This is a genomic window from Geopseudomonas aromaticivorans (assembly GCF_019097855.1).
GTDB lineage: Bacteria > Pseudomonadota > Gammaproteobacteria > Pseudomonadales > Pseudomonadaceae > Geopseudomonas > Geopseudomonas aromaticivorans.
Map to the genome: position 1 here is coordinate 37457 of NZ_JAHRGL010000001.1, position 16502 is coordinate 53958.

Below are 16502 nucleotides of genomic sequence, written 5' to 3' on the forward strand. Positions count from 1 at the left end.
TCCCCCGACTTTTTACCCGGAAAATCGCCAGCCGATGTCACCGCCAACGCCCCCGAGCTCCGCTCAAACCGCCGCTTTCCGGGCCCTCCAGTTGTTGCTGGTGGGCTTGCTGGTGGTCCTGGCCGGCTGCCAGAGCCGCGGCGGTGCCGAGCCCGCGAGCAGCGTCAGTGCCGGCCGGCAGATCGAGTGGAGCAAGACGCCAGCCCCCCAGGAAGAGCAGCACGGCGACATCTGGGAGCGCATCCGCGCAGGCTACAAGCTGCAGGACCAGATCGGCACCAACCCGCGCGTCGAGCGCCAGCGCTTCGGCTTCGCCAGCCACCCGGCGTCGATCCAGCGCACCGCCGAGCGCAGCAGCCCCTACATCCACTACATCGTCGAGCGTCTGGAAGAGAACGACATGCCGCTGGAGCTGGCGCTGCTGCCGATGATCGAGAGCTCCTACAACCCCATGGCCTACTCGCCGGCCCACGCCGCCGGCCTCTGGCAATTCATCCCCTCCACCGGCCGCCACTACAACCTGCGCCAGACCAACTGGTACGACGGCCGCCGCGACATCACGGCCTCGACCAACGCCGCGATCAGCTACCTCAAGCGCCTGCACGACATGTTCAACGGCGACTGGCTGCTCGCCCTGGCCGCCTACAATGCCGGCGAAGGCACGGTCAGCCGCGCCATCGAGCGCAATCAGCAGCGCAACCTGCCGACCGACTACTGGAACCTGCCGCTGCCGCGGGAAACCCAGGACTACGTGCCCAAGCTGCTGGCCGTGTCACAGATCATCCAGACCCCGACCAGCTACGGGGTGGCGCTCGCTCCCATCGCCAACGCGCCCTACTTCGAGCAGGTTGCCATCCGCCACCAGCTCGACCTGACGCGGGTCGCCGCCATGGCGGATGTCGACAAGGACGAGCTGCTCCAGCTCAATCCGGCCTTCAAGCAGGGCATCACCCTCGATGGTCCACGCCACTTGCTGGTGCCGGTGGCCAAGGCCGACGGACTGAGCGAAAGCCTCGCCCGCCTGCAGCCAGACAGCCTGATGCAGTGGCAGCGCTATCAGGTGCGCCGCGGCGACAGCCTGGACAGCATCGCCAAGCGCCATGGCGTCGCCACCAGCACCCTGCGCGACCTCAACCAGCTGCCCGACAGGCGGGTACGCACTGGGCAGGCGCTGCTGATTCCGCAGGTGCCCGGCACCCCCATGCAGGAAGAGCGCAGCGAGCCGGCGGTAGCCGCCAGCAGCGAGACGGCCAAACCGGCACTGCGCCGCTACCGGGTGCGCAAGGGCGATACGCTGTGGAGCGTGGCCAAGCAGCACAACGTCGCGGTGGCCGATCTGCAGCGCTGGAGCAAGCTCAAGGGCAAATCCATCCACGCTGGACAGGTGCTGACCCTGCGCGAAGACAGCCCCCGCCCAGCTGCGACCGTCAAGACCGGGGGCGACTCGCGCCAGTCGGTGACCTACTACAAGGTGCGCCATGGCGACTCGCTGTCCGACATCGCCGAGCGCTTCGCGGTCGGCACCCATCACCTGAAACAGTGGAACCCCTCCCTCGGCCACACCCCCAAGCCCGGGCAGACCCTGACCCTCTACCTCGGGCGGCGCTGAGCCAGCGGCCGGTCCTCCCTGGCCCACTCTTTTTCCAGCCGATACAAGCTGTTACTGTAGCTTTCTCAACCTACAAGATTGCCACGGACCGGACCCTCGCCTGATGAGTCGTCTCCTCGCCCTGCTGCTCGGTCTGGCGGCCTGTCTGCCGGCCAGTGCTGCCGTCACTGAACGGCACGGCTACGCCCAGTTCGGCTCGCTCAAGTACCCGGCCAACTTCAGCCATTTCGACTGGGTCAATCCGGACGCACCCAAGGGCGGCACGGTACGTCTGATGGCCTCCGGCACCTTCGACACCCTCAATCCGTACACCCTCAAGGGCACCAGCCCGGCAAGCACCGGCAACTTCCTGCAGTACGGCGTCTCCGAGCTGAATGCCCCGCTGATGGCTGGCACTGGCGCCTATGATCCGTCGGGTGACGAGCCAACCTCCAGCTACGGCCTGATCGCCTCCTCGGTGGAATACAGCAAGGACCGCAGCTGGGTGGTGTTCAACCTGCGCCCCGAGGCACGCTTCCACGACGACAAGCCGATCACCGCCTACGACGTGGCCTTCTCCTACCGCCTGCTCAGCCGCGACGGCCATCCGCAATACCGCACCGCCCTCCAGGAAGTCCAGCGGGTCGACATCCTCAACCGCCACCGGGTGCGCTTCGTGTTCAAGCGCAGCGGCAATCCGCTGCTGATTCTGCGCCTCGGCGAGCTGCCGGTGCTGCCGCAGCACTACTGGAGCAAGCGCGACTTCAAGGCCACCAGCTACGAGCCGCCGCTGGGCAGCGGCCCCTACCGCATCGCCCAGGTGGTACCTGGCCGGCGCGTGGTGTTCGAGCGGGTGAAGGACTGGTGGGGCAAGGACCTGCCGGTCAACCGCGGCAAGTACAACTTCGACCGTGTCGAGGTGGAGTTCTACCGCGACAACCATGTCGCCTTCGAGGCCTTCAAGGCCGGCGAATTCGACTTCTACATCGAGAACCAGGCGAAGAACTGGGCCAACGGCTACGACATCCCCGCGGTGGCGCGCGGCGATATCGTCAAGGCGGAGATCCCCCACCAGATCCCGACGCAGACCCAGGCGCTGTTCATGAACACCCGCCGCGCCCATTTCGCCGACGCCCGGGTACGCGAGGCCATGGGCCTGCTGTTCGATTTCGAGTGGAGCAACCGCACGCTGTTCAACAACGCCTACAGCCGGGCGACCAGCTACTACCCCAACAGCGAGTTCTCCGCCCGCGGCATCCCGCAGGGCGAGGAATGGCTGCTGCTCTCACCGTTCCGCGAGCGGCTGCCGACCGAACTGTTCAGCGCCGCGCCGCAGATCCCACAGACTGACGGCAGCGGCCTGCCGCGCGAGACGCTGCGTCGCGCCCTCGACCTGCTGACCCAGGCCGGCTGGAAATCCTCCGGCGGTCGCCTGCTCGACAGTCGCGGCCAGCCGCTGCGCTTCGAGATCCTGCTGGTCAACCCGAGCCTGGAGCGCATCCTCCAGCCGTACCGCGACAACCTCGCGCGCATCGGCGTCGAGGCCAGCCTGCGCACCGTCGATCGCGCCCAGTACAAGCAGCGCATCGACGGCTTCGACTACGACATGGTGCTGATGACCCTGCCGCAGACGCTGAGCCCCGGCCTCGAGCAGTGGCAATACTTCCACTCCAGCCAGGTCCAGGTGCGCGGCAGCAAGAACTACGCCGGGATCAACCACCCGGTGGTCGACGCGCTGCTCGACAAGCTGCTCGCCGCGCAGACCCGCGACCAGCAGGTCGCTGCTGCCCGCGCGCTCGATCGAGTGCTGCTGTCCCAGCACTACAGCATTCCCAACTGGTACAGCGACCACCACCGGCTCGCCTGGCGCAACCGTTTCGACCACGTCAGCACGCCGCCCTACACCCTCGGCCTGCGCGCCTGGTGGCTCAAAACCCCGGAGGCTTCCCGATGACCCTCTTCCAGCGCTGCACCCGCCTGCTCGCCGGCGGTGTCCTGCTGCTCGGCGTGGCGGTTAATGCCGCGGCGGCCGCTCGCCATGCCCTGACCCTGTACGACGAGCCGCCGAAGTACCCGGCCAACTTCCAGCATTTCGCCTACGTCAACCCCGACGCGCCCAAGGGTGGGACCCTACGCCAAGCAGGGGACGGCGGCTTCGACAGCCTCAACCCGTTCATCAACAAGGGCGTCGCCGCCGACGAGATCGGCCTAGTCTACGATACCCTGACCCGGCGTAGCCTGGACGAACCCTTCACCGAGTACGGCCTGCTCGCCGAGAAAATCGAAAAAGCCGCGGACAATGGCTGGGTGCGCTTTACCCTGCGCCCCCAGGCACGCTTCCACGACGGCAAGCCGGTGACTGCCGCCGACGTGGTGTTCACCTTCGAGACCCTGATGAAGGACGGTGCGCCGCAGTACCGCGCCTACTACGCCGACGTGGAGAAGGCGGTGGCCGAGGGCGAACGCACGGTGCGCTTCGTATTCCGCCACAAGGGCAATCGCGAGTTGCCGCTGATCGTCGGTCAGCTGCCGGTATTCCCCAAGCACGCCTGGGCAGGCCGCGAGTTCAACCGTACCAGCCTGGAGCCGCCGCTGGGCAGCGGTCCCTACCGAATCGCCGAGGTCCAGGCCGGGCGCAGCATCCGCTACGAGCGGGTCAAAGACTGGTGGGCCAAGGACCTGCCGGTCAACCGCGGCCAGTACAACTTCGACAGCCTGACGGTCGACTACTACCGCGACAACATCGTGGCCCTCGAAGCCCTCAAGGCCGGGCAGTTCGACTTCTGGGTGGAAAAAAGCGCGAAGAACTGGGCCACCGCCTATGACAGCCCGGCCATTCATGACGGCCGACTGATCAAGGAGGAGATCGTCAACCACAATCCCACCGGCATGCAGGCCTTCGTCTTCAACCTGCGCCGCCCGCAGTTCCAGGATGCCCGCGTGCGCGAGGCGCTGGGCCTGCTGTTCGACTTCGAATGGACCAACCGCCAGCTGTTCCACAGCTCCTACGTACGCACCCGCAGCTACTTCGAGAACTCCGAACTGGCCGCCAGCGGGCTGCCCTCGCCCGCCGAGCTGAAGCTGCTCGAGCCGTGGCGCAACCGGCTGCCGCCGCAGGTGTTCAGCGCGGAATACCAGCCGCCGCACAGCGACGGCAGCGGCGTGCTCCGCGACCAGCGCCGCCGCGCCTTCCAGTTGCTGCAGGAGGCCGGCTGGCGCCTCGAGAAGGACCGCATGGTCGACACAAGCGGCAAGCCGGTGACCATCGAGGCCATGCTCGCCCAGATCGATTTCGAGCGCGTGCTGTTGCCGTACAAGCGCAATCTGGCCAGCCTCGGCATCGAACTGCAGATCCGCCGAGTCGACGTCTCGCAGTACACGAACCGCCTGCGCTCGCGCGATTTCGACCTGATCGTCAACAACTTCGCTCAGTCCAGCTCGCCGGGCAACGAGCAGCGCGAATACTGGCACTCCAGCAGCGCTGACGACCCGGGCAGCCGCAACTTCATCGGCCTCAAGGACCCGGCCATCGATGCCCTGGTCGAGGGCCTGATCAACGCCGACAGCCGGCAGAGCCTGATCGACCACACCCGTGCCCTTGATCGCGTGCTGCAATGGGGGTTCTACGTGATCCCCAACTGGCATATCAAGACCTGGCGGGTGGCGCACTGGAACCGCTTCGAGCGACCGGCTGTCGCCCCCCTGTACGACATCGGCCTGTACACCTGGTGGGCCAAGCCGGGCGAGCCGAGCGCGCCAGTCGCCGCCGGGGAGTCACGCTGAATGCTGGCCTACATCTTCCGCCGCCTGCTGCTGATCGTGCCGACCCTGTTCGGCATCCTCTTGATCAACTTCATCATCATCCAGGCCGCCCCCGGCGGTCCGGTGGAGCAGATGATCGCCAAGCTGGAGGGCTTCGACGCCGCCGCCGGCGGCGCCACCGGGCGCATTGCCGGCGGCGGTGCCGAGGTCGCCGCGGCCGGCAACACCTATCGCGGCGCCCAGGGCCTGGACCCGGAACTGGTCAAGGAGATCGAGCGCATGTACGGCTTCGACAAGCCGGCCAGCGAGCGCTTCTGGATCATGATCAAGAACTACCTGCACTTCGACTTCGGGCAGAGCTTCTTCCGCGACGCCACGGTCACCGAGCTGATCATCGAGAAGATGCCGGTGTCCATCTCGCTGGGGCTGTGGAGCACGCTGATCATGTACCTGGTGTCGATCCCGCTGGGCATCGCCAAGGCCATGCGCCACGGCAGCGCCTTCGACGTGTGGACCAGTACCGCGATCATCGTCGGCTACGCCATTCCCGCATTCCTGTTCGCCATCCTGCTGATCGTGGTGTTCGCCGGCGGCAGCTACTTCGACTGGTTCCCGCTGCGCGGCCTGACCTCGAACAACTTCGACGAACTCAGCCTGTGGGGCAAGCTCACCGACTACTTCTGGCACCTGGCCCTGCCGGTGACCGCGCTGGTGATCGGCAACTTCGCCACCCTGACCCTGCTGACCAAGAACAGCTTCCTCGACGAGATCGGCAAACAGTACGTGACCACCGCCCGCGCCAAGGGCCTGTCGGAAAGACGCGTGCTCTACGGCCACGTGTTCCGCAACGCCATGCTGATCATCATCGCCGGCTTTCCCTCGGCGTTTATTGGCATCTTCTTCACCGGATCCTTGCTGATCGAGGTGATCTTCTCCCTCGACGGCTTGGGGCTGATGAGCTTCGAGTCGGCGATCAACCGCGACTATCCGGTGGTGTTTGGCACCCTGTTCATCTTCACCCTGCTGGGACTGATCGTGAAACTGATCGGCGACCTGACCTACACCCTGGTCGATCCGCGTATCGACTTTGAAAGCCGGGAGAACTGAGCCATGGCCCTCTCCCCCATCAACCAGCGCCGCTTTGCGCTGTTCAAGGCGCACAAGCGCGGCTGGTACAGCCTGTGGCTGTTCCTCGGCCTGTTCGTCCTCAGCCTCGGCGCCGAGCTGATCGCCAACGACAAGCCGCTGCTGGTCAAGCATGACGGCGCCTGGTACCTGCCGGTGTTCAAGCGCTACCCGGAAACTGCCTTCGGCGGCGAGTTCCCGCTGGAGGCCGACTACAAGAGTCCGTACATGCGCGAGCTGATCGAGGCCAAGGGCGGCTGGATGCTCTGGCCGCCGATTCCCTACAGCCACGAGAGCATCAACTTCGAGCTCAAGGTGCCGGCACCCGCGCCGCCCTCGGCGGACAACTGGCTGGGCACCGACGACCAGGGCCGCGACGTGCTGGCACGGGTGATCTACGGCTTTCGCATCTCGGTGCTGTTCGCCCTGACCCTGACCCTGCTCAGCTCGGTCATCGGCGTCGCCGCCGGCGCCCTGCAGGGCTTCTACGGCGGCTGGGTCGACCTGGTCGGCCAGCGCTTCCTGGAGATCTGGTCGGGCCTGCCGGTGCTCTACCTGCTGATCATTCTCGCCAGCTTCGTCGAGCCGAACTTCTGGTGGCTGCTGGGCATCATGTTGCTGTTCTCCTGGATGAGCCTGGTCGACGTGGTGCGCGCCGAGTTCCTGCGCGGGCGCAACCTCGAGTACGTGCGCGCCGCCCGCGCCCTCGGCATGGGCAACGGCGCCATCATGTACCGCCACATCCTGCCCAATGCCATGGTTTCGACCATGACCTTCATGCCGTTCATCCTCACCGGAGCCATCGGCACCCTGACCGCCCTGGACTTCCTCGGTTTCGGCCTGCCGCCCGGCTCGCCGTCGCTGGGCGAGCTGGTCGCCCAGGGCAAGTCCAACCTGCAGGCGCCATGGCTGGGCATCAGCGCCTTCGCCGTGCTGGCGCTGATGCTGACCCTGCTGGTGTTCATCGGCGAGGCCGCGCGCGATGCCTTCGACCCGAGGAAGTGAGGCGATGAACGAATCCCTGATCGAGATCCGCGACCTGCAGGTGGCCTTCAGCCAGGGCGGCGCACCGCAGACCGTGGTGCATGGCGTCAGCTTCGACATCCGCCGCGGCGAGACCCTGGCGCTGGTCGGCGAGAGCGGCTCGGGCAAGTCGGTGACCGCGCATTCCATCCTGCGCCTGCTGCCGCGCAGCAGCAGCCATCCGAGCGGCAGCATCCGCTACGGCGGCGAGGATCTGCTGCAGCTACCGGAACGGCGCCTGCGCGGCATCCGCGGCAACCGCATCGCCATGGTGTTCCAGGAGCCGATGACCTCGCTCAACCCGCTGCACACGGTGGAGAAGCAGATCGCCGAGGTGCTGGCCCTGCACAAGGGCCTGAGCGGTGCCGCGGCGCGGAGCCGGGTGCTGGAGCTGCTGGAACTGGTCGGCATCCCCGAGCCGGCCAAGCGCCTAAAGGCCTACCCGCACGAGCTGTCCGGTGGCCAGCGCCAGCGGGTGATGATCGCCATGGCCCTGGCCAACGAGCCGGAGATCCTCATCGCCGACGAGCCGACCACCGCGCTGGACGTCACCGTGCAGCTGAAGATCCTCGAGCTGCTCAAGGAGCTGCAGGCGCGCCTGGGCATGGCCCTGCTGCTGATCACCCACGACCTCAACCTGGTACGGCGCATCGCCCATCGCGTCTGTGTCATGCAGCGCGGACGCATCGTCGAACAGGCCGAATGCGCACAGCTGTTCCACGCACCGCAGCATCCATACACCCAGGAGCTGCTGAGTGCCGATCCCAGCGGCGGCCCGGCGGACAACCCGCCCGGCAAGCCGCTGCTGGCGGTCGACGACCTGCGCGTGTGGTTCCCGATCCGCAAGGGCCTGCTGCGCCGCACGGTCGACCACGTCAAGGCCGTCGACGGGGTCAACTTCAGCCTGCCACAGGGACAGACCCTCGGCATCGTCGGCGAGAGCGGCTCGGGCAAGTCGACCCTCGGCCTGGCCATCCTGCGCCTGATCGGCAGCCGAGGGGCGATCCGCTTCGCCGGGCAGAACCTCGACGGGCTCGACCAGCAGCAGGTACGTCCGCTGCGCCGGCAGATGCAGGTGGTGTTCCAGGATCCGTTCGGCAGCCTGAGTCCGCGCATGTCGGTGGGCCAGATCATCGGCGAGGGGCTGGAGATCCACGGCATCGGCACCCCGGCCGAGCGCGAACAGGCCATCATCGCGGCATTGGTTGAAGTGGGGCTGGATCCGGCGAGCCGGCACCGCTACCCTCACGAGTTTTCCGGCGGCCAGCGCCAACGCATCGCCATCGCCCGCGCGCTGGTGCTCAAGCCGCAGCTGATCCTGCTCGACGAGCCGACCTCGGCGCTCGACCGTACGGTGCAGCGCCAGGTGGTTGAGCTGCTGCGCAGCCTGCAGCACAAGTACAATCTGACCTACCTGTTCATCAGCCATGACCTGGCGGTGGTCCGGGCCCTGAGCCACCAGTTGATGGTGGTGCGGCACGGCAAGGTGGTCGAACAGGGTGAGGCCCGCGCGATTTTCCACGCGCCGCAGCACCCCTACACCCAGCAGCTGCTCGAGGCCGCCTTCATGGCGCCGGGCACTGCCGATTAACCAGCAAGAGGAAGTACACAATGGGTTTCATGACCGGCAAGCGCGTGCTGATCGTCGGCGTCGCCAGCAAGCTGTCCATCGCCTCCGGCATCGCCGCCGCGATGCACCGCGAAGGTGCGGAACTGGCCTTCACCTACCAGAACGACAAGCTCAAGGGCCGCGTCGAGGAATTCGCCGCCGGCTGGGGCTCCAGCGCCGAGATGTGCTTCCCCTGCGACGTGGCCAACGATGACGACATCGTCCGCGTGTTCGAGGAACTGGGCAAGAAGTGGGACGGCCTGGACTGCATCGTCCACTCGGTCGGCTTCGCCCCGGGCGACCAGCTCAACGGCGACTTCACCGAAGTCACCACCCGCGAAGGATTCAAGATCGCCCACGACATCAGCGCCTACAGCTTCGTCGCCCTGGCCAAGGCCGGCCGCGAGATGATGAAGGGCCGCAACGGCAGCCTGCTGACCCTGTCCTACCTGGGTGCCGAGCGCACCATGCCCAACTACAACGTCATGGGTATGGCCAAGGCCAGCCTGGAAGCCGGCGTGCGTTACCTGGCCGGCAGCCTCGGCCCGGAAGGCACCCGCGTCAACTGCGTCTCCGCCGGCCCGATCCGCACCCTGGCCGCCTCCGGCATCGCCAGCTTCCGCAAGATGCTGGCCGCCAACGAGCGCCAGACCCCGCTGCGCCGCAACGTGACCATCGACGAAGTCGGCAACGCCGCCGCCTTCCTGTGCTCCGACCTGGCCTCGGGCGTCAGCGGCGAGATCATGTACGTCGACGGCGGCTTCAACACCACCGCCATGGGCCAGCTGGACGAGTAAGCTGTCCCCCACCGACCCGCTCCATGCGGGTCGGTTTCCCGCCTTGCGCCGCCAGTCGGCACTCAGTAGTTCCCTTCCCCCTTTCCACCTCTCGCGCAGCGTGGTTGCCTTACGGCAGTCTGCCTAAGTCAGAAAGCACAACGCCCCCTTGCGGAGGCGTTGCGGTAGCGGCTTGCGCGGCGAATCGGTCAGAAGCGCTCGACCTTGGCCTCGGTTTCCAGTTGGCGGCGGAACGCCTGGAAGTCCTGCTGGCCACTGCGCGAGGTGAGGAAGCGACGGTACATCGCCAACTCTTCGTCCGACAGCTGGACCTCGGCATTACTCACGCCATCCAGACGGATCACCAGATAGTCGCCATTGCCCAGCGCCAGACCGGCAAAACCCGGCTTGTCGGCGGCTGCCGGCCTGGGCATGCGGAACAGCGCCTGCAGCACTTGCGGCTGGACGTTTTCCTGGTTGCGTTTGGCCGCTTCGATCACCTGCCAGGATTCGCCCGACTTGGCCTGGATCACTGGGGTCTTGCCGGCACGCAGATCGACCAGCAGCGCTTCGCCACGCTCCTGGGCAGCCTTGCCCGCCAGTTCCTTGCGGATGCGTTGGCGCAGGCTGTCCGCCAGTTGCGCCAGTGGTTGCTGCTCGGACTTGTGGTGCTCCTTGACGCGCAGGACTACTACGGTGTCAGGATCCAGCTCCAGCGCACTGCTGTTGGCCCCTTCGGTCAGCACTTCCGGGCTGAAGGCGGCCTGGACCACCTGACGGTTGGCCGCAATGCCAGCGCCGCCTTCGCGGCCGAACGGTTCCGCCTGCTTGACCGCGAGGCCGAGTTCCTGGGCCGGCTGGGCCAGATCGGCAGACTCGAACGCCGCGTCCTCCAGTTCCTTGGTCTTCTCGACAAAGCGCTGCTCGACCTGCTGGGCCTTGAGGTCGCGCTCGAGCTGTGGCCTGAGGCTTTCCAGGGTCGGTACCTGCGGCGCCTGCACCTGATCGAGTCGAATCAGGTGCCAGCCGAACTCGCTTTTCACCGGGGCAGACAGCTCGCCAACCTTGAGGGCAAACAGCGCGTTCTCGAACGCCGCATCGTAGACGCCCTTGCCGGCGAAGCCGAGGTCGCCGCCATTGGCCGCCGACCCCGGATCGCGGGAGAACTCCTTGGCCAGCTTGGCGAAGTCCTCGCCTTGCTCGATGCGCTTGCGCAGCTCCTCGAGCTTGGCCTTGGCCTGTTCGTCGTTCAGCTTGGCGTCGGTTTCCAGCAGGATGTGCGAGGCCTTGCGCTGCTCACCGAGGTTGGCGACTTCCTTCTCGTACAGCGCCTGGATGTCCTCGTTGGACACCTTCACTTGATCGAAGAAGGCATCCTTCTTCAGCTCGATGTACTCGACCAGCACCTGTTCGGGGGTCATGAACTCGCTAGCGTGCTGCTCGTAGTACGCCTTGAGCTCTTCTTCGGAGACCTGAATCTGCTCCGGACGCGCCTGAATGGCCAGCGTGGCGAAGTCGCGGGTCTGCTGCTCGAGGGCGGCAAAGGCGCGCAGCTCCTGGTCGGTGACGAAGCCGCTGCCGGCCAGACCAGCGCGCAGCTGGCCGATGAGCATTTCCTGCTCCAGCAGCTCGCGGAACTGCAGGCGGCTGTAGCCCATCTGGCGAATGACCTGATCGAAGCGATCGGCGCTGAACTTGCCATCCTGCTGGAACTCGGGGGTCAGCAGGATCAGCTGGTCGAGGGCCTGCTGGGAGAAGCCGAAACCGGCATCCGCGGCGCCCTGCAGCAGCAGCTTGCGCTCGATCAGCGCCTTAAGCGCCCCCTCGCGCAGGCGCTTGTCGTCCAGCATGGCCGGATCGAACTGCCCGCCCAACTGCTGGAGCAACTGGCGGCGCTGCATATCCACGGCACGAGTCAGCTCGTCGGTACTGATGCTTTCGCCATTCACTTCGGCGGCATCCTTGCTGTGGTTCGCCGCATTCATGATCGCATCGAAGCCGGTCAACGCCATGAGCACGACGATCACGCCAACGATGGTCTTGGCGATCCAGCCCTGAGAGTTGTCCCTGATATTTTGCAGCATGCTGCCCCCAAACACGGCCCTCCCCCGGCCGGGCAGGATTCCGGCAGAGGGCGTGGCGAATAAAAGAAAGGCGCATCCTAGGATGCGCCTTCTCGATTTAGTGGCGGAGCGGACGGGACTCGAACCCGCGACCCCCGGCGTGACAGGCCGGTATTCTAACCGACTGAACTACCGCTCCGCAGCCGGACCGACAACGCCGGTCCGGGATGACGCAAGCCAGAAAGACGCTTAGTTGACAGCATCCTTGAGGGCTTTACCGGCCTTGAAGCCCGGAATCTTGGCCGCTTCGATCTCGATCGGCTTGCCGGTCTGCGGATTGCGGCCAGTACGGGCAGCACGCTCTTTCACCGCGAAGGTGCCGAAGCCTACCAGCACGACGGAGTCGCCTTCCTTCAGGGCACCGGTGATAGAGTCGATCACGGCATCCAGCGCGCGGCCGGCAACAGCTTTCGGGATATCAGCAGATGCAGCGATGGCATCGATCAGTTCCGACTTGTTCACTCTAAGTCCCCTTGATTCCTGTTGAGTTCGTATCTAGATCTGGTGGTGCAAATAAAAGTGTCTTTAGAGGCCAGCCGACACATGAAGAGGCGCTTTATATCAAGCGCCTGAAAAGAGTGTCAAGGAAGCCTCACACCTAGTGCGTGCTGATTCGCTTCTGGGCGTCCGCTTCACACTTGTCATCCTGTGCGACCGGCTCGGGAGCCGCGTCAGCCAAGGGTTCTGGCTTGTATTGCAACGCAATCTGCAGGACCTCGTCAATCCACTTCACCGGTTTGATTTGCAGATCCTGTTTGATGTTTTCCGGAATCTCCTTGAGATCACGCACATTTTCCTCGGGAATGATCACGGTGGTAATACCGCCGCGGTGTGCTGCCAGAAGTTTCTCCTTGAGGCCACCAATAGCCAGCACCTGGCCGCGCAGCGTGATCTCCCCGGTCATGGCCACATCGGCACGCACTGGAATCCCGGTGACTGCAGAGACCAGCGCAGTGCACATCCCGATACCCGCGCTGGGGCCGTCCTTGGGCGTGGCGCCTTCCGGCACATGGATGTGAATGTCGCGCTTTTCGTGGAAGTCCGGCGCTATTCCCAGACTCTTTGCCCGGCTGCGCACCACGGTCAAGGCTGCGGTAATCGACTCGCCCATGACGTCGCCGAGCGACCCGGTCTTGATCAGCAGCCCCTTGCCGGGCACCACCACAGCCTCGATGGTCAGCAGTTCACCGCCCACCTGCGTCCACGCCAGACCGGTCACCTGCCCGACCTGATCCTGCAGCTCGGCCTGGCCGTAGCGGAATTTCTTCACGCCCAGGTAATGCTCGAGACTATCGCTGGTCACCATGACCTGGACGCGTTTTTCCTTGGTATTTTCCTTGACCACCTTGCGACACACCTTGGCGATCTGCCGCTCGAGGCTGCGCACACCGGCCTCGCGGGTGTAGACACGGATGATGTCGCGCAGAGCCTCTTCCTCGAAGCTCAGCTCGCCTTTCTTCAGGCCATTGGCCTCGGCTTGCTTGGGCACCAGGTACTTGATGGCGATGCGCACCTTCTCGGCCTCGGTGTAGCCCGGCAGACGGATCACCTCCATGCGATCGAGCAATGGCGCCGGGATGTTCATCGAGTTGGCGGTGCACAGGAACATCACGTTGGAGAGGTCGTAGTCGACTTCCAAGTAGTGATCGTTGAAGTTGTGGTTCTGCTCCGGATCCAGCACCTCGAGGAGTGCCGACGCCGGATCGCCGCGCATGTCGCTGCCCAGCTTGTCGATCTCGTCGAGCAGGAACAGCGGGTTGCGCACGCCGACCTTGGTCATCTTCTGGATCAACCGGCCGGGCATGGAGCCGATGTAGGTACGACGGTGACCGCGAATCTCGGCCTCGTCACGCACACCGCCGAGAGCCATGCGCACGTATTTGCGGTTGGTCGCGCGGGCGATCGACTCGGCCAGCGAGGTCTTGCCCACCCCCGGCGGGCCAACCAGACAGAGCACCGGCCCCTTGAGCTTCTTCACCCGCTTCTGCACGGCGAGGAACTCAAGGATGCGCTCCTTGACCTCTTCCAGACCATAATGGTCGGCATCAAGGATCTCTTCGGCACGCTTGAGATCCAGGCGCACCTTGCTCTCGGCCTGCCACGGCACGTTGGTCAGCCACTCAATATAGGAGCGCACCACGGTGGCCTCGGCCGACATGGGCGACATCTGCTTGAGCTTGTTCAGCTCGGCGTTGGCCTTCTGCAGCGCCTCCTTGGTCATGCCGGCGTTGTCGATACGCTTCTTCAGCTCGTCGACCTCGCTGCCGCCCTCCTCGCCCTCGCCCAGCTCCTTCTGGATGGCCTTCATCTGCTCGTTGAGGTAGTACTCGCGCTGACTGCGCTCCATCTGCTTCTTGACCCGCCCGCGGATGCGCTTCTCGACCTGCAGCAGGTCGATCTCGGCGTCCAGCAGGCCGAGCACATGCTCAATCCGCGCGACCAGATCGGTGATCTCGAGGATCTCCTGCTTTTGCTCGATGCGCAGGGCCATGTGCGCCGCCATGGTGTCCACCAGGCGCGCTGGATCATCGATGCCGTTCAGCGAGGTCAGCACCTCGGCCGGGACCTTCTTGCCCAGCTGCACGTACTGCTCGAACTGGCTCAGCAGGCTGCGACCGAACACTTCCGACTCGCGCTCGGCAAGGCTGCCCTCCTCGACCAGATGCACCTCGGCACGCGCATGGGTGTCGGCATCGATGAACCGCTCGACCGCGCCGCGCTGGCTGCCTTCGACCAGCACCTTGACCGTACCGTCCGGCAGCTTGAGCAGTTGCAGGACACTGGCCACGGTCCCCATCTGGTACAGGGCGTCCGGCGCCGGATCATCGTCTGCCGGATTCTTCTGGGCCAGCAGCAGGATGCGCTTATCCGCGCTCATGGCCGACTCAAGCGCCTCGATCGACTTTTCGCGCCCGACGAAAAGCGGAATGACCATGTGCGGATAGACCACCACATCGCGCAGCGGCAAAAGGGGCAATTCGATGATCGTCTTCATGCTTTCAACTCTGATGAGCCCGCCAGGAGGAGACACACGGGCATTGAACATGGGTTCAAGATGGGGGCCTGGTCGGGAAAAAACAAGCGTTCGCGTAACGCGAAAATGACAAAGGGGCCCGTAGGCCCCTTTTTCTGGACGGCTTACGCCTCAGGCGCAGCCTTGGCCGGTGGCTCGCTGTTCTCGTAGATGAGCAGCGGCTTCGAGGTGCCTTCGATCACACTCTCGTCGATCACCACCTTGCTGACGTCCTTGGCCGAGGGAATCTCGTACATGGTGTCGAGCAGGATCCCCTCGAGGATCGAGCGCAGACCACGGGCACCGGTCTTGCGCTCCAGCGCCTTGCGCGCCACGGCATGCAGGGCATCGCTACGGAACTCGAGGTCGACGCCTTCCATCTCGAACAGGCGAGCATACTGCTTGGTCAGCGCATTCTTCGGCTCGGTGAGAATCTGCATCAGCGCAGTCTCGTCCAGCTCTTCAAGGGTAGCGATGACCGGCAGGCGACCGACGAACTCGGGAATCAGGCCGAACTTGACCAGATCGTCCGGCTCGACCTCGCGCAGCGATTCGCCAACCTTCTTGCCGGCCTCCTTGCTGCGCACCTCGGCATTGAAGCCGATGCCACCCTTGGTCGAACGGTTCTGGATGACCTTTTCCAGACCCGAGAAGGCGCCGCCGCAGATGAACAGGATGTTACGCGTATCGACCTGCAGGAACTCCTGCTGCGGATGCTTGCGCCCACCCTGCGGCGGTACCGAGGCGACCGTGCCCTCGATCAGCTTGAGCAGGGCCTGCTGCACACCCTCACCCGATACATCGCGGGTAATCGAGGGGTTGTCCGACTTGCGCGAGATCTTGTCGATCTCGTCGATGTAGACGATGCCCATCTGGGCCTTCTCGACATCGTAGTCGCACTTCTGCAGCAGCTTCTGAATGATGTTCTCCACGTCCTCGCCGACATAGCCGGCCTCGGTCAGCGTGGTGGCATCGGCAATGGTGAAGGGTACGTTGAGCAGGCGCGCAAGGGTCTCGGCGAGCAGGGTCTTGCCCGAGCCGGTCGGCCCGATCAGCAGGATGTTGCTCTTGCCCAGCTCGACATCCTCCTTCTTCTCGCGCTGGCTGAGGCGCTTGTAGTGGTTGTACACCGCTACCGCCAGCACTTTCTTCGCACGCTCCTGGCCGATCACGTACTGATCGAGGATGGCGCTGATTTCCTTGGGCGCGGGCAATTTGTTGGCGTTACTCTCGGCCTGGGCCTCCTGCACCTCCTCGCGGATGATGTCGTTGCACAGGTCGACGCACTCGTCACAGATGAAGACCGAGGGGCCGGCAATCAACTTGCGCACTTCATGCTGGCTCTTGCCGCAGAAGGAGCAGTAAAGCAGTTTGCCGGAATCCTCGCCGTTGCGGGTGTCAGTCATTCGATCAATCCAATCCGGTAGGCTTGAACACAAGATGGAGGCAATCGCGGGCTTTTTCAAGCCCGCGAAATGGCCGG

The 16502-nt window shown here is 65.0% G+C and carries 11 protein-coding genes and 1 tRNA gene; 7 read left to right on the forward strand and 5 right to left on the reverse strand.

Annotation, left to right across the window (positions count from 1 at the left end; translation table 11 throughout):
* The first annotated feature begins 34 nt into the window (after nucleotides 1-34).
* The 7 genes from KRX52_RS00180 to fabI all read left to right on the forward strand — a co-directional run bounded on the left by KRX52_RS00180 (nucleotide 35) and on the right by fabI (nucleotide 9904).
* Nucleotides 35-1609, forward strand: coding sequence for a lytic transglycosylase (locus KRX52_RS00180; protein ID WP_217679077.1), 1575 nt, complete (start codon nucleotides 35-37; stop codon nucleotides 1607-1609).
* Between the two features lie 103 nt (nucleotides 1610-1712).
* The gene (locus tag KRX52_RS00185) at nucleotides 1713-3542 is read left to right on the forward strand and encodes an extracellular solute-binding protein (RefSeq protein WP_217679079.1); all 1830 of its coding nucleotides are present in this window, start codon (nucleotides 1713-1715) and stop codon (nucleotides 3540-3542) included.
* Nucleotides 3539-5371 (forward strand): extracellular solute-binding protein, encoded by a 1833-nt coding sequence (locus KRX52_RS00190; protein WP_217679081.1) that lies wholly within the window; start codon nucleotides 3539-3541, stop codon nucleotides 5369-5371. The genes KRX52_RS00185 and KRX52_RS00190 overlap by 4 nt, the downstream gene beginning before the upstream one ends.
* On the forward strand, nucleotides 5372-6457 hold the full coding sequence (locus tag KRX52_RS00195; protein ID WP_217679083.1) for a microcin C ABC transporter permease YejB: 1086 nt from the start codon (nucleotides 5372-5374) through the stop codon (nucleotides 6455-6457).
* A 3-nt stretch (nucleotides 6458-6460) separates the two neighbouring features.
* On the forward strand, nucleotides 6461-7480 hold the full coding sequence (locus tag KRX52_RS00200; protein ID WP_217679085.1) for an ABC transporter permease: 1020 nt from the start codon (nucleotides 6461-6463) through the stop codon (nucleotides 7478-7480).
* A 4-nt stretch (nucleotides 7481-7484) separates the two neighbouring features.
* Nucleotides 7485-9089: an ABC transporter ATP-binding protein gene (locus KRX52_RS00205; RefSeq protein ID WP_217679087.1), complete on the forward strand. Its 1605-nt coding sequence runs from the start codon at nucleotides 7485-7487 to the stop codon at nucleotides 9087-9089.
* 20 nt (nucleotides 9090-9109) lie between these two features.
* Complete coding sequence (gene fabI / locus KRX52_RS00210) at nucleotides 9110-9904, forward strand: enoyl-ACP reductase FabI (protein ID WP_217679089.1); 795 nt, start codon at nucleotides 9110-9112, stop codon at nucleotides 9902-9904.
* Between the two features lie 188 nt (nucleotides 9905-10092).
* Here fabI and KRX52_RS00215 read toward each other — a convergent pair whose 3' ends face one another.
* The 5 genes from KRX52_RS00215 to clpX all read right to left on the reverse strand — a co-directional run bounded on the left by KRX52_RS00215 (nucleotide 10093) and on the right by clpX (nucleotide 16425).
* Entirely contained in the window at nucleotides 10093-11967 is a 1875-nt protein-coding gene (locus KRX52_RS00215; protein WP_217679091.1) for a SurA N-terminal domain-containing protein, read from the reverse strand.
* Nucleotides 11968-12068: 101 nt separating this feature from the next.
* A tRNA-Asp gene (locus tag KRX52_RS00220) sits at nucleotides 12069-12145 on the reverse strand.
* A 50-nt stretch (nucleotides 12146-12195) separates the two neighbouring features.
* The gene (gene hupB, locus KRX52_RS00225; RefSeq protein ID WP_090215941.1) at nucleotides 12196-12468 is read right to left on the reverse strand and encodes a nucleoid-associated protein HU-beta; all 273 of its coding nucleotides are present in this window, start codon (nucleotides 12466-12468) and stop codon (nucleotides 12196-12198) included.
* A gap of 136 nt (nucleotides 12469-12604) precedes the next feature.
* The gene (gene lon / locus KRX52_RS00230) at nucleotides 12605-15001 is read right to left on the reverse strand and encodes an endopeptidase La (RefSeq protein WP_217679093.1); all 2397 of its coding nucleotides are present in this window, start codon (nucleotides 14999-15001) and stop codon (nucleotides 12605-12607) included.
* 143 nt (nucleotides 15002-15144) lie between these two features.
* Nucleotides 15145-16425, reverse strand: a complete 1281-nt coding sequence (gene clpX, locus KRX52_RS00235; protein ID WP_217679095.1) for an ATP-dependent Clp protease ATP-binding subunit ClpX — start codon at nucleotides 16423-16425, stop codon at nucleotides 15145-15147.
* Between the last annotated feature and the right edge of the window lie 77 nt (nucleotides 16426-16502).